Source organism: Kocuria salina (assembly GCF_013368965.1).
Taxonomy (GTDB): Bacteria; Actinomycetota; Actinomycetes; order Actinomycetales; family Micrococcaceae; genus Kocuria; species Kocuria rosea.
The window spans coordinates 347235-359128 of sequence record NZ_SSSF01000001.1 but is presented as its reverse complement, the minus strand read 5'-3'; the positions used below and the strand labels follow the sequence as shown (position 1 = coordinate 359128).

12 protein-coding genes and 1 pseudogene are annotated in these 11894 nt (G+C 74.1%); 8 read left to right on the top strand and 5 right to left on the bottom strand.

Annotation, left to right across the window (positions count from 1 at the left end; translation table 11 throughout):
- Position 1: 1 nt before the first annotated feature.
- Together E7Z53_RS01615 and E7Z53_RS01610 are read right to left on the bottom strand one after the other, a co-directional pair.
- The gene (locus E7Z53_RS01615) at positions 2–241 is read right to left on the bottom strand and encodes an acetyl-CoA carboxylase (RefSeq protein WP_176337011.1); all 240 of its coding nucleotides are present in this window, start codon (positions 239–241) and stop codon (positions 2–4) included.
- Between the two features lie 84 nt (positions 242–325).
- Entirely contained in the window at positions 326–1081 is a 756-nt protein-coding gene (locus E7Z53_RS01610) for a 5-oxoprolinase subunit PxpA (protein ID WP_176337010.1), read from the bottom strand.
- 280 nt (positions 1082–1361) lie between these two features.
- On the opposite strand from E7Z53_RS01610, the gene cspE reads away from it, so the two are divergent.
- From cspE to E7Z53_RS01580, 6 genes and pseudogenes are all read left to right on the top strand, one after another.
- A complete protein-coding gene (gene cspE / locus E7Z53_RS01605; protein WP_035923571.1) occupies positions 1362–1568 on the top strand; it encodes a transcription antiterminator/RNA stability regulator CspE in 207 nt (68 codons plus the stop codon).
- 187 nt (positions 1569–1755) lie between these two features.
- Positions 1756–2667 (top strand): phosphotransferase, encoded by a 912-nt coding sequence (locus E7Z53_RS01600; RefSeq protein WP_176337009.1) that lies wholly within the window; start codon positions 1756–1758, stop codon positions 2665–2667.
- Positions 2668–2735: 68 nt separating this feature from the next.
- Positions 2736–3535, top strand: a pseudogene (gene nagB, locus E7Z53_RS01595) (glucosamine-6-phosphate deaminase).
- 176 nt (positions 3536–3711) lie between these two features.
- The gene (locus E7Z53_RS01590; protein WP_176337008.1) at positions 3712–4248 is read left to right on the top strand and encodes an excalibur calcium-binding domain-containing protein; all 537 of its coding nucleotides are present in this window, start codon (positions 3712–3714) and stop codon (positions 4246–4248) included.
- A 28-nt stretch (positions 4249–4276) separates the two neighbouring features.
- Positions 4277–4963 carry a class F sortase gene (locus E7Z53_RS01585; RefSeq protein ID WP_176337007.1) on the top strand — a complete coding sequence of 229 codons (687 nt, stop codon included), beginning with the start codon at positions 4277–4279 and terminating at the stop codon, positions 4961–4963.
- Between the two features lie 203 nt (positions 4964–5166).
- Complete coding sequence (locus E7Z53_RS01580; protein WP_176337006.1) at positions 5167–5736, top strand: hypothetical protein; 570 nt, start codon at positions 5167–5169, stop codon at positions 5734–5736.
- A 100-nt stretch (positions 5737–5836) separates the two neighbouring features.
- Here E7Z53_RS01580 and E7Z53_RS01575 read toward each other — a convergent pair whose 3' ends face one another.
- Both E7Z53_RS01575 and E7Z53_RS01570 read right to left on the bottom strand, forming a co-directional pair.
- Positions 5837–7042: an MFS transporter gene (locus tag E7Z53_RS01575; RefSeq protein ID WP_369597935.1), complete on the bottom strand. Its 1206-nt coding sequence runs from the start codon at positions 7040–7042 to the stop codon at positions 5837–5839.
- A 133-nt stretch (positions 7043–7175) separates the two neighbouring features.
- Entirely contained in the window at positions 7176–8678 is a 1503-nt protein-coding gene (locus tag E7Z53_RS01570) for a GntP family permease (RefSeq protein ID WP_035923564.1), read from the bottom strand.
- 188 nt (positions 8679–8866) lie between these two features.
- On the opposite strand from E7Z53_RS01570, the gene E7Z53_RS01565 reads away from it, so the two are divergent.
- Positions 8867–9628 carry a FadR/GntR family transcriptional regulator gene (locus tag E7Z53_RS01565; protein ID WP_176337005.1) on the top strand — a complete coding sequence of 254 codons (762 nt, stop codon included), beginning with the start codon at positions 8867–8869 and terminating at the stop codon, positions 9626–9628.
- Between the two features lies 1 nt (position 9629).
- Complete coding sequence (locus E7Z53_RS01560; RefSeq protein ID WP_035923560.1) at positions 9630–10406, top strand: SDR family NAD(P)-dependent oxidoreductase; 777 nt, start codon at positions 9630–9632, stop codon at positions 10404–10406.
- A gap of 67 nt (positions 10407–10473) precedes the next feature.
- Here the strand turns inward: E7Z53_RS01560 and E7Z53_RS01555 are convergent, their stop codons facing one another.
- Positions 10474–11889: an alpha/beta hydrolase family protein gene (locus tag E7Z53_RS01555; RefSeq protein WP_176337004.1), complete on the bottom strand. Its 1416-nt coding sequence runs from the start codon at positions 11887–11889 to the stop codon at positions 10474–10476.
- Positions 11890–11894: the final 5 nt, after the last annotated feature.

The following is an 11894-nucleotide window of genomic DNA, read 5'->3' as shown; positions in this document are numbered from 1 at the left end:
CTCAGCTCTCCGCGACGACGGCGATGACGTCCCCCGGGTTGACCATGTCGCCGTCCTCCACCTCGAAGGCCTGGATCGTGCCGTCGGCGTCCGACTGGACCTCCGAGAACTGCTTCATCACCTCGATGAGACCGATGACCTGGCCGGCCTCGACCGGGTCGCCGTCCCGGACGAACGGGTCCTTGTCGGGGGACGGGCGGCGGTAGAAGACACCGGGGAGCGGGGACTGGATCTCGGTCATGGTGCGGGTCCTTTCGGTCGGGTGGGAAGACGTGGGGTCGGCGGGCACCGGGTCGGAAGGCCGGGACGACGGCGGCCGGGCGGGTCAGGTGCCCGTCGCCGCGTGGGCGTCGATCGCCGCGCGGACGGCGCGGGCCACCGCGGGCGCCCCCGGGGCGTCGGAGTGCACGCAGACCGACTCGAAGCGCATCGGCAGCTCCGTGCCGTCCTCGGCCCGCACGACCCCCTCGGCCAGGGCCTGCGTCACCCGGTCGGCGGCGGCGCGCGGGTCGGTGGCGTGGGGCGTGCGCTGGATGATCAGCCCGCCCTCGGCGTTGTAGTCGAGGTCCACGTAGAGCTCGGCCACGAACGGCACGCCGCGCTCGGCGCACACGGACTCGTGGGCGGTGCCGGCCATGCCGAGCACGGGCACGCGGTAGTCGGCGGCCACCGCCGCCACCGCCTCCATGAGCGCCGGGTCCTTGGCGACCATCCCGTAGAGCGAGCCGTGCGGCTTGAGGTGGTGCAGGTCCGCCCCGTGCTGGAGCAGGAAGCCGGTGAGGGCGCCCACCTGGTAGCGGACCAGGGACTCGACCTCCTCCGGGGCGAGCACCATGGCGCGGCGGCCGAAGCCCCACTGGTCGGGCAGGGAGGGGTGGGCGCCGATCGCGACGTCGTGGGCCACGGCGGCGGCCACGGTGGCGGACATGATGTCCGGGTCCCCGGCGTGGAAGCCACAGGCGACGTTGGCGAGGTCCACGACCTGCAGCAGCTCCGGGTCGTTGCCGAAGCGGTGCAGGCCGATCCCCTCGCCCATGTCCGAGTTGACGGTGGGCCGGGTGCGGGTCTCAGGTGTGGCCATGGTCACAGCCTATGGACGCGACGCGCCCGTGGGAACGGCCTCGGGGCGATCCCCCGGCGATCTCGGGGTGTCCGCGGGGGCAGTGGGGCCCGTCACTGTGCTTTTCCCCGAACACCTGTAGAGTCATCACCAGTTGTTGAAGTTTCGTTCTTGCAGTTCAAGCAGTTCGCCCGGACATCGGGCGCAGCAGTTTTTCTGAGAAGACGTTTTGGCAGGCATCGCAACGCCCGAGCACCCCGATCGCCGGGGACGCTCCGTTTCCCAGAAAGACAGGTTCCCCATGACTACTGGCACCGTGAAGTGGTTCAACGCCGACAAGGGCTTCGGCTTCATCACCCCCGAGGACGGCTCCAAGGACGTGTTCGCGCACTTCTCCGCGATCAACTCCGGCGGGTTCCGCTCCCTCGAGGAGAACCAGCGCGTCGAGTTCGAGACCCAGGACGGCCCCAAGGGCCCCCAGGCCGCGAACATCACCGTGCTTGCGTGATCACGCTCTGATCTCCTCGTGAGATCTCCGGCGCGGGGCTGAACGCCCCGGCGTCGACCTGACATCGCCACCCGGCTCCGGCCGGGTGGCGATGTCTTTCTCTGCCGGACCCCCGCACCGGGTCCCGGGTCCGGCAGCCCGGATCGGGGCGCGCCCGAGCCGACGCAGCCGGGAGGAGGGGCGGAGGATGCCCGAGGTCGAGGTGCAGCCGACGGCCGCCCAGGTGCGCCGCCTGCTGGAGGCGCAGCTGCCGCGGGAGCTCCGCGGACTCCTGGACCTGACGCCGACCCCGGTGGCGCAGGGCTGGGACAACGCACTGTTCCGGCTCGGCCCCGCCCACGCGGTGCGCCTGCCGGTGCGCCGCGCCGCCGTCCCGTGCCTCCTCCACGAGGTGCGGTGGACGGCCGTGGCCGGCGCACCGCTGGCCGCGCTGGGGATCGCCGTGCCCCGGCCGGTGTTCCGCGGCGGCCCCGGCGCCGGGTACCCGTGGCCCTGGGCGGTGGTCCGGTGGATCGAGGGCGAGGCCGTCGCGACCCTGCCGCTCGCCCGGCGCGGGCGGCTCGCGGAGGACCTGGCCCGGGCCCTGTCCTCGCTGCACCGGCCGGCACCCGGGGAGGCCCCGCGCAACCCCTACCGGGGCGTCCCGATCGACGCGCGGCTCCGCGCGGCGCCCCCGTCCTGGCCGGCCGCGGCCGCGCTGCTCGGGGCGCGGCGCACCGAGCGGCTCCGCGGCGTCGTCGACGACGGCCTGCGCGCCGCCCCGTGGTCACGGCCGGCGGTCTGGCTGCACGGGGACCCGCACCCCTGGAACCTCGTGCACCGGGACGGGCGGCTGGCCGGTCTCGTCGACTTCGGGGACGTCTGCGCCGGGGACCCCGCGTCCGACCTCGCCGGCGCGTGGCTGGCCTTCGACGCGGACCAGCGCTCCGGGTCCCGCGCCGTCGCGGACAGCACCGGCCGGTACGACGACGACGTGTGGCGCCGCGCCGCCGCCTGGGCCGCCCTGTACGTCGCGGCGCTGGCGGCGAGCCCCGGCGCCGGTCCGGACTTCGGTCCCGTGCTCCGGCACGCGGCCGCGCAGCTGGACCCCGGCTCCTGAACCCCGCTGGATCGCCTGCCACCGGTCCGAGGACAATGGGCCTCCCAGTGCACGAGGAGGGGCAGCTCATGGACATCGTCATCGTGCCGACCGCCGCGGACGTCGCCACGTACGCGGCCGACGTCGTCGCCGGCCGGATCGCCCAAGAGCCGGACACCGTGCTGGGGGTGACCACCGGGTCGTCGCCGGTCGGGATCTACCGGGAGCTGGCCCGGCGCCGGGCCGAGGGATCGCTCGACCTCTCGCACCTCACGTGTTCGCCCTCGACGAGTACGTCGGTCTCCCGCCGGAGCACCCGCGCAGCTACGCCGCGTACCTGGACCGGGAGGTCGTCCGGCCCTTCGGCCTGGCCCCGGAGCAGGTCCGGGTGCCCGACGCCTCCCGCGCCGATCTGGGCGGGGCCGCCGAGGAGTACGAGCGGGCGATCGCCGCGGCCGGCGGCATCGACCTCCAGGTCCTGGGGATCGGCACGAACGGCCACATCGGCTTTAACGAACCGATCTCGTCGCTGTCCTCCCGCACCCGCGTCGCGGCTCTATCCGCGCAGACGCGCGCCGACAACGCCCGCTTCGTCGACCGGCCCGACGACGTCCCCACCCACTGCCTCACCCAGGGGCTGGGCACGATCCTCGAGGCACGCCAGGTGCTCCTGGTCGCGCAGGGGGAGCGGAAGGCGGCGGCCGTCGCCGCGGCCGTGGAGGGTCCGGTGGCCGCCCGGTGCCCGGCGTCGGTGCTGCAGTTCCACCCCCGGACCACGCTGGTCCTCGACGAAGCCGCCGCGAGCGGGCTGACGCTCGGGGACGGCCACAGCCCTGTCCCGGACCAGGGGGATGGGCGAGGATCGGACGGTTCCGCGCCCGCGTCATGAAACTCACAGAATGCACCGCGATGCAACCAGTCAGAGCGGAAATGGCAGATTTCCGCCGGAAACCGGGCCCGCCGCGCCGCGCGGACGCCGGCATCACTATCCGACCCGTGACGTTGCAGTGGTGAACCTCCTACGATGCGCTTGCACATCAGCACTCCCAGAAGCGAGGGAACACCATGAAGAACAGTGCAGCGGGCGTGGCGGCGGCGGCGATCGGGCTCGCGGTCCTGACGGCAGGACCGGCGACGGCCGCGCCCGGTGACGCGATGGTCTTCACCGACTGCGCCACGGCCGCCGGGTACGGCGTCCACAACATCCCGGTGGGCTCCGTCAGCTACAGCACGAGCCTCGTCGACGACGACGGCGACGGCGTCGTGTGCGAGAGCGCCGAGTGGCCCTACGACCCCACCCGCATCCCCGTGGAGAACGCATCGGGGGGCTGGAGCCACACCGTCATCGACTGGGTCCCCGGCGCCGGCCCCGGGCCGGACGCCCAGCCCGGCGAGGTGCCCGGCGAGGTGCCCGGGGAAGTGCCTGCCGAGGACCCGTACACCCAGGTGGGCGAGGTGCCCGTGGGCGGCGCCGACACCGGTGCCGCCGTGGACGCCGGTCCCGGCGCCCCGGTCCTCGCCGGCGGTCTGGCCCTGGCGGCGGTGGCCTCGGCGGCGGCCGCCGCGGTGGCGGTGCGCCGGCGCGGTGCCGGCCGGGCCTAGGCCGGTCCGGGCGGAGGGACCGGTCCCCGTGCCGGATCCGACCGCCGACCGCCGCAGGGGCCGCCTGGTCCCTGCGGCGGTCGTCCTCCTGCTGCTCAGCGGCTGCGCGGGCGGGTCCCCCGCGCAGACCGCTGCCCCGTCGTCGTCGGCAGTGTCCGCCGCGCCGGCGCGGACGCCGGCGCCGGGTACGACGGCCGCGCCCACCGCACCGGCTCCCGCGCCGTCCGCCGCCCCGGCGCCCGAGGCGCTGCCGCCGGTGCTGCCGGGGTCCGCGCCCGTGGCGGTGCGGATCCCCGCGGTGGGGGCCTCGTCCGAGCTGCTGCACCTGGGCCTGCGCCCGGACGGCTCGCTGGAGGTGCCGCCGACCGGTCCCGGGGCCCCGGCCTCCTGGTACACGTCCTCGCCCACGCCGGGGGAGCGGGGGCCGGCCGTCCTGCTCGGCCACGTCAACGCGACCGACGGCGGGCCCGGTGTCTTCGCGGGGCTGCGCGGGCTGGCCCCCGGCGACACCGTGGAGATCGCGCGGGCGGACGGCAGCACGGCGGTGTTCGTCGTCGACCGCGGGGAGCAGCACGCCAAGAACGCATTTCCCACACGGGCCGTCTACGGCAACACGGCCGGGGCGGAGCTGCGCCTGATCACGTGCGACGGCTACGACCCCGCCACCGGCCTGTTCGACGACAACTACGTGGTCTACGCGACCCTCGCCACCTGACCCCTCCCTTCTCCCGCGAGATGGCAGCTGCCGGCGACCGGGGGCGCCGCTGTCGCCGACACCTGCGATCTCGCGGGCCCCAGGGCGCAGGGCCCGGGGCGGGGGACACGCCTCGTCCTGAAGACGGAGGTGCGATCGCACACCGCGGGGGAGGATGGGAGGGCGCATCCTGTGCCGTTGCCGTTCCACCGAAGGAGATCCTCATGAGCAACCCCTATCCCCAGCAGCCCGAGGGCGCCCGCGGCGGCCCGCCGCAGTACCAGGCCGGCGGCGATCAGTACGGAGCCCACCAGGGCGGGCACCCCGGCGCCGCGCCCCCCGAGGTCAAGCGGCTCCTGACCCTGACCCTCGTCTCCGCGGCCGTCTACCTGCTCAACGACATCGTGGGGATCATCGCCGCGACCACCGTGGACACCACCGAGATGTACCGGGAGATGGGCCTGTCCGCCGACCAGATCGCGGCAGCCGACCAGGCCTCGGGCATCGGGCAGATCACCGGCATCGTGATGCTGGTGATCGCCCTGGGCCTGTACGCCCTCGTCTACGTCTTCCTGAAGAAGGGCAAGAACTGGGCCCGCGTCCTGGGCATCGTCCTGTCCATCCTCAGCGTGGTCGGGACCCTGATCGGCCTCCTCGGCGCGATGGCCTACGGCGGGCTGGGGATCGTCCTGCTGATCCTCGGGCTGGTGCTGGTCGTGGTGAACGTCCTGTGGCTGGTCACCGCGTTCAAGGCCCCGGTCAAGGAGTGGTTCGCCCCGCGCCGCATGGTCTGATCCGCTCCGGCGCCCCTCGGGCGCCCGGCAGTCCCCACCGGAACGCCGCCCGGCCCCCGTGGCCGGGCGGCGTTCCGCCGTGGCTGGCGGGCCGGACCGCTCAGCGGCCCGCCCCGATGACGCGGTCGCGCCCGGCGAAGAGGGCCACGACGCACAGCACCGCCATGAGACCCGCCATGAGCAGCAGGGGCGGCTCCCACCGCCCTCCGGCGTCGTAGAGGGCGCCGAAGACGGCGGGGGCGATCGCGGCCAGCGCGTAGCCCACGGACTGGGCCATCCCGGACAGGGCCGCCGCCTGGCGGTGGTCGGTGGACCGGAGGCTGAACAGGGACAGCGCGACGACGATGAGGCTGCCGCAGCCGATCGACCCGAGCACGATCCACAGCAGCGTCAGCTCCGGCGCGGCGGCCAGCCCCGCGAAGGTGGCCAGGGCCAGGGCGCTGCCCGCGAAGGCCACGGGCCGCTGGTCGCCCAGCCGGTGCATGAGCGCCCCGGTGCCCAGGCTGGCGCCCATCCCGATCAGCAGGAACAGCGCCATGTGCGTGCCCGCGGCGGTCGCCGAGACGCCGTGGCTGCGCTCGATGCTCGGCAGCCACGCCATGAGCACGTAGAACGCCACCGACTGCAGGCCCATGAACAGGGTGACCTGCCAGCCCAGCGCCGACCGCCACGGGGACCGGTAGGGGCCCGGTTCCGCCGCGGGGACCGCCGGCCCGGAGCTCCCGGTCCGCAGCCCGGGCGAGAGCACCACCAGCGCCACGACGGCCGGCACCGCCCACACCGCCAGGGCCAGGCGCCAGCCCGCCGGCCCGGAGTGGGCGATCGGGACCACCAGCGCCGAGCCGGCCGCGGCCACCGCGCCCTGGATCGACGTGTACACGCCGGTCACCTGGCTCACGCGCAGCGGGAACTCCCGCTTCACCAGCGAGGGCAGCAGCACGTTGAGGAACGCGATGCCGATGCCGATCACCGCCGTGCCCACCCACACGGCGCCCTCCACCTGGGCGGAACGGCCGGCGATCCCGGCCGCGAGCAGCAGCAGCGACAGCCACAGGGCCCGGTCCAGGCCGGTCCGGGCGGCCACCGCCGGGGCCACGGGGGAGAACAGGGCGAACATGGCCAGCGGCAGCCCGGCCAGCAGCCCGGCCTGGCCCGCCGAGATGCCGAGGTCGCGGCTGATCTCCTCGAGCAGCGGCCCCACGGTCACGAAGCCGACCCGCAGGTTGACCGCGATCAGCACCACGCCGAGGAAGCCGAAGCCGAGGCGGGCCCGCCGGCCCGTGGCCGATGACGCGTTGGTGAGCACGGCACACCCTTTCAGGACGCGGGAGGGAGGATCTCCGGACAGCGTAGACGGGGCGGCGTGCCCCGGCACGCCGCCCCGTCCCGACCGGTGCTGTCCGGTCCTGTGCCGGAGACCTGTCGTCGTCCTGCCGCGGTCAGCCCAGGATGAGGTTGAGGACGAACAGCAGCGGGATGGACCCGGCCCAGACGGCGGTGGTGATCCCGGACCAGCCCTTCAGCGCGTCCGTGCCCTCCAGCCCGGTGAAGCGGGTGACCACCCAGAAGTAGGAGTCGTTGAAGTAGCTGAACACCATGGAGCCCGCCGTGCAGGCCACGGCGGCGACGACGGGGTCGATGCCCAGGGTGGTCACCAGCGGCGCCGAGACGGAGGCCGCGGTGATCATGGCCACCGTGCCGGAGCCCTGGGCGATGCGCACGAGGGTGGCGATGAGGAACGGCACGAGGAACGCGGGCAGCGGGGTGGAGGCGATGGCCTCGGCCAGGGCGTCGCCCACGCCGGAGCTGCGGAGCACCTGGCCGAGCGCGCCGCCGGCGCCCGTGATGAGCAGGATCAGACCGGCCGAGGCCGCGGCCTCGGCGAACCAGCCGTGTGCCTTGTTCCGGGGCGTCCACCGGGGCAGGAGCACGTAGAGGGCCAGGACCATGCCGATGATCAGCGCGACCACCGGGTTGCCGATGAAGGCGAACGGGACCGCCCAGGCGGAGGGCTCGTACCCGTCGCCGCCCACGACCCCCTGGGCGTTCTGGTCGATCGCGCCGGTGACCGTGTTGAGGATGATCAGCAGCAGCGGGATGACCAGCGGCAGGGATCCGACGAACGCGCCGATCCGGTGCGGCTCGGCGCCGGCCGGCGGCTCGCCGAGGTCGTGGGACGGCTCCGCGGCGGGCGCCTGAGCCGCCTCGTCGTCGAGACCGTCCCGGGGGCCGTCCTCCAGGTCCGTGCTCCCGACACGGGAGCTGCCCCCGACGCCGGCCGTGGCAACGGTGCCGTAGACGGCCTCGCGCACGTGCTCCTCGATCTTGGGCTCGAGCTGGGGGCCGATCCACTTGGCGTAGAAGACCACGACGGGCAGCAGGAGCACGGTGAAGGCCAGGCCGACGAGGATGATCGCTCCGATGTCCGCGCCGAGGATGCCGGCCACGGCCAGGGGGCCCGGGGTGGGCGGCACGAGGTGGTGGGTGAGCGTCATGCCGCAGCCCAGCGCCAGGGCGAGGGTCACGTAGCCGGCGCGCTTCACCCGGGCGATGGACCGGGCGAGCGGGTTCATGATCACGTAGCCGGAGTCGCAGAACACGGGGATCGAGACCAGGGCGCCCACGCTGCCCATCGCCCATGGCTCGCGGCCGTGGCCGAAGACGCGGAGGAAGGCGAGGGCGAGCGCGTTGGCGGCCCCCGACACCTCGAGGATCTTGCCGATGCCCACGCCGAGGCCGATCACGATGCCGATCGAGGCCAGGGTGTTGCCGAAGCCGGTGGTGATGGCCGAGACGATGTCGAGCACCGGCTGGCCCGCGACCAGACCGGTGACGAGGGCGGCGATGAGCAGTGCCACGAACGCGTCCAGGCGCGTGCGCAGCACCAGGACGATGATGGTGGCGATGCCCAGCACGAGTGCCAGGAGTAGTTGCAGATCCACGGTGATCGGCTCCTCGGGGACGTGGGACGGCCGGGCTGCTGCCCGGGCGCGGGAATTGACGAGAGCGGCGCTCCATGTGAGGCTAGTCACACATATGACGTCTGACAAGAGGTAGGTACGCGCCGTGAACCCCGATCCCGACGTGCGCACCGCTCCCCCCGTGAGGGCCGCGGCGCGGCGGCGAGCCGATGGCTAGGAAGTCGCTGGTCGAGGCCGTCGCCGAGGACCTGCTCGAACGCATCCTCGAGGGCGAGGTGGGCGCGCACGAGGCTCTGCCCCCCGAGGCGGAGATCGCCCGGGAGTCCGACGTCAGCCGGCTCACCGTGCGCGAGGCCCTCAAGGCGCTCCAGGCGCAGAACATCGTCTACGTGCGGCGCGGCCTCGGGACCTACGTCAACCCCCCCGACGCGTGGACCGGCCTCGAGGCGATCCTGAAGGCCGCCTCCCGGGGGGCGACCTCCCACCAGGTGGCGCTGCGGCTGCTGGAGGTGCGGCGCATGGTGGAGACCGGCTCCGCGGAGCTGGCCGCCGTGCACGTCACCCCGGAGGACCTCGCCGCGATGGAGACCGCGGTCCGGGACCTCGAGCGCGCGCACGAGGCGCAGGACCTGGACGAGGTCACCCGCGCCGACATGGCCTTCCACGACGTGGTGCTCCGGGCCTCGGGCAATCCGTTCGTGCCCGTCCTGCTGGCCCAGCTCTCCCAGCTGCTCTACGCCGAGCGGCGGGCGACCTCCGCCTTCCCCGAGGTGCAGCGGCACGCCATCGAGCACCACCGGCTCGTCCTGGAGGCCATCGGCACCCGCGACCCCGAGACGGCGCGCAAGGCCATGGAGGCCCACATCGACCAGACCTACGCCGACTACGAGCACTACATCGGCGGCGGGACCGCACCCGGCGGTCCCGACCCGGCAACCGGACCCTTTCCCCACAGCACAGGAGATGACTGACATGACCGAGACCATCGCCTTCCCCGCCGAGCGCACCGCCGTGCTCACCGGCGCCGCCTCCCCGCGCGGCATCGGCCGCGCCACCGCCGACCTGCTCGCGAGCCAGGGCTGGAACGTCGCCGTCCTCGACATCGACGGCGAGGCCGCCGCGGAGGCCGCCCAGGACATCGCCGGACGGCACGGGGTGCAGGCCCTCGGGCTGCGCACGGACGTGTCCGACCAGGCCTCCGTGGACGAGTCCGTCGCACGGGTCGAGGCGGAGCTCCCGCCGATCGTGGCCCTCGTCAACCTCGCGGGCATCAGCTCGCCCACGGAGTTCATGCAGGAGACCCGGGAGGCGTGGGACCGGGTCTTCGCCATCAACATGACCGGCACGTTCATGATGACCCAGCGAGTGCTGGCCGGGATGATCGAGCGCAAGCTCGGCCGCGTGGTCAGCGTCTCCTCGATCTCCGCCCAGCGCGGCGGCGGGACCTACTCCAAGGTGGCCTACAGCGCGTCCAAGGCCGCGATCATCGGCTTCACCCGGGCCGTGGCGCGCGAGATGGGCGAGCACGGGATCACCGTGAACTGCATCGCCCCCGGTCCCGTGGACACCGACATCATGGGCGGCACGCTGAGCGACGAGCGCAAGGCGGACATGTCCAAGGACATCCTGGTGGGGCGTGTGGGCACCGTGCGGGACATGGCGGCCCTGCTCGCGTTCCTCGTGGGACAGGACGCCGGATTCATCACCGCGGCGACCTACGACATCAACGGGGGGCTGCAGATCTCCTAGCCGGACCGCGGGAACCGGGCGGGAACCCCTGGGGTCCCGCCCGGTCCGCATCCTGCAGGGCCCCGGATCAGGGCGCGGCGTACCAGGTGCGGTCGCCGACGAACTCGTCCGGTCGGTGGTCGACGAAGGCTGCGCCGTCGAGATCGAGGGACTCGGCGCTGCGCTGGAGCGAGGCCGTCCTGGCGAGGGATCCCCAGCGGCCCGTCTCCAGGCGCTCGTCCATGGCCTCGACGGCGGCGACGTTCTCGGCGACGGTGAAGGTGCAGTGCCCCTCCCGGTCCACGAAGGCCTGCCGGAACAGGGACTGCTCGCCGGCCCGGCGGACCGTCTCGGCGTACTCCTCCTGGTACTCGACCGGGGCCAGCAGGTCGACCAGCGTGTGGGTGGCCAGCACGGGGACCTGCAGCTCGCCGGTGGGCGTCGAGGTCCGCAGCATCCACTCCAGGCCGTCCTCGTCCGGGGTGATGTCGGCGCTGCGGCTCAGCGTCCCGAGGTCCGCGGCGAGATCGAGGCCGGCGAGCCGGTACAGGTGCCGGACCTGGTGGCGCTGGTCGGAGGAGCGCAGCAGCCGGGCGTAGTCGACCCCGGCGGTCCAGCCGCTGTCGCCGCCGGCGGCCTCGACGATGGTGTGGCGGCGCTCGATGACGGTCGGCAGGGTCTGCAGCACCAGTTCGGCCTGGGCGGCCGCCAGCACCTCGGGGTCCTCGGCGTCCACGCCGTCCAGTTCCGTGGGGGTGTGCAGCAGGGCCGCCACCAGGGCGATGCGGGCCCGGCCCTCCGCGGAGCCGCGGGCCTCCTCCAGGGCCTCGCGCAGCGCGGTGATCGTCGCGCCGGACTGGCCCGGGGCGGTGAAGCCGGTCAGCTGCACGTCCTGACCCGGCAGCAGCAGCTCCGCCGCGGCGTGGGCGGCATCCAGCTGGTAGTTGTTCAGGGCCACACCGCCGCCCACCAGCCCGCAGGTGCTGACGGCGCCGTCGATGCCGGCCCCCGGCACCTCCGCCATCAGACTCGTGACGAGCCCGCCCATGGAGCGGCCCATGGCGATGACCCGGTCGGCCTCGCCGAAGCGCTGCTCGAAGGCCGCGAGGGTGTCCAGCTGGTCCTGGACGGCCGTCTCCAGGGCCCATCCGGTCGCGGCGTAGGACGACGACGCGACGGCGTAGCCCCGGCGGATCAGTTCCTGCGCCGTCGGGTCGAACCCGGCGTCCCAGGCGGGGTTGGCGGGCCCGGGGCGGAAGCCGTGGGCGAACAGGACCACCTTGCCGTTCCAGTCCGCCGGCACCTCCGCCCGCCAGGCGGCACCGTTGTCCAGGGTTCCGGTGGCCACGGTCGGGGCCGCCGAGGCGGCCGTGCCGGGGGAGGCGACGACGGAGGCGCCCGGGGCGGCCACGGCGGGGAGGATGCCGGCGGTGGTGGCCAGGGTGGTGGCCAGGGCGGCGACCGGGACGAGCGCGGTGCGACGGAACCGGGGGGAGCGGACCACGAGAT

Coding starts and splice junctions, on each gene's coding strand:
- E7Z53_RS01615 (WP_176337011.1), bottom strand. CDS start 241: ATGACCGAGATCCAGTCCCCGCTCCCCGGTGTCTTCTACCGCCGCCCG.
- E7Z53_RS01610 (WP_176337010.1), bottom strand. CDS start 1,081: ATGGCCACACCTGAGACCCGCACCCGGCCCACCGTCAACTCGGACATG.
- cspE (WP_035923571.1), top strand. CDS start 1,362: ATGACTACTGGCACCGTGAAGTGGTTCAACGCCGACAAGGGCTTCGGC.
- E7Z53_RS01600 (WP_176337009.1), top strand. CDS start 1,756: ATGCCCGAGGTCGAGGTGCAGCCGACGGCCGCCCAGGTGCGCCGCCTG.
- E7Z53_RS01590 (WP_176337008.1), top strand. CDS start 3,712: ATGAAGAACAGTGCAGCGGGCGTGGCGGCGGCGGCGATCGGGCTCGCG.
- E7Z53_RS01580 (WP_176337006.1), top strand. CDS start 5,167: ATGAGCAACCCCTATCCCCAGCAGCCCGAGGGCGCCCGCGGCGGCCCG.
- E7Z53_RS01565 (WP_176337005.1), top strand. CDS start 8,867: ATGGCTAGGAAGTCGCTGGTCGAGGCCGTCGCCGAGGACCTGCTCGAA.
- E7Z53_RS01560 (WP_035923560.1), top strand. CDS start 9,630: ATGACCGAGACCATCGCCTTCCCCGCCGAGCGCACCGCCGTGCTCACC.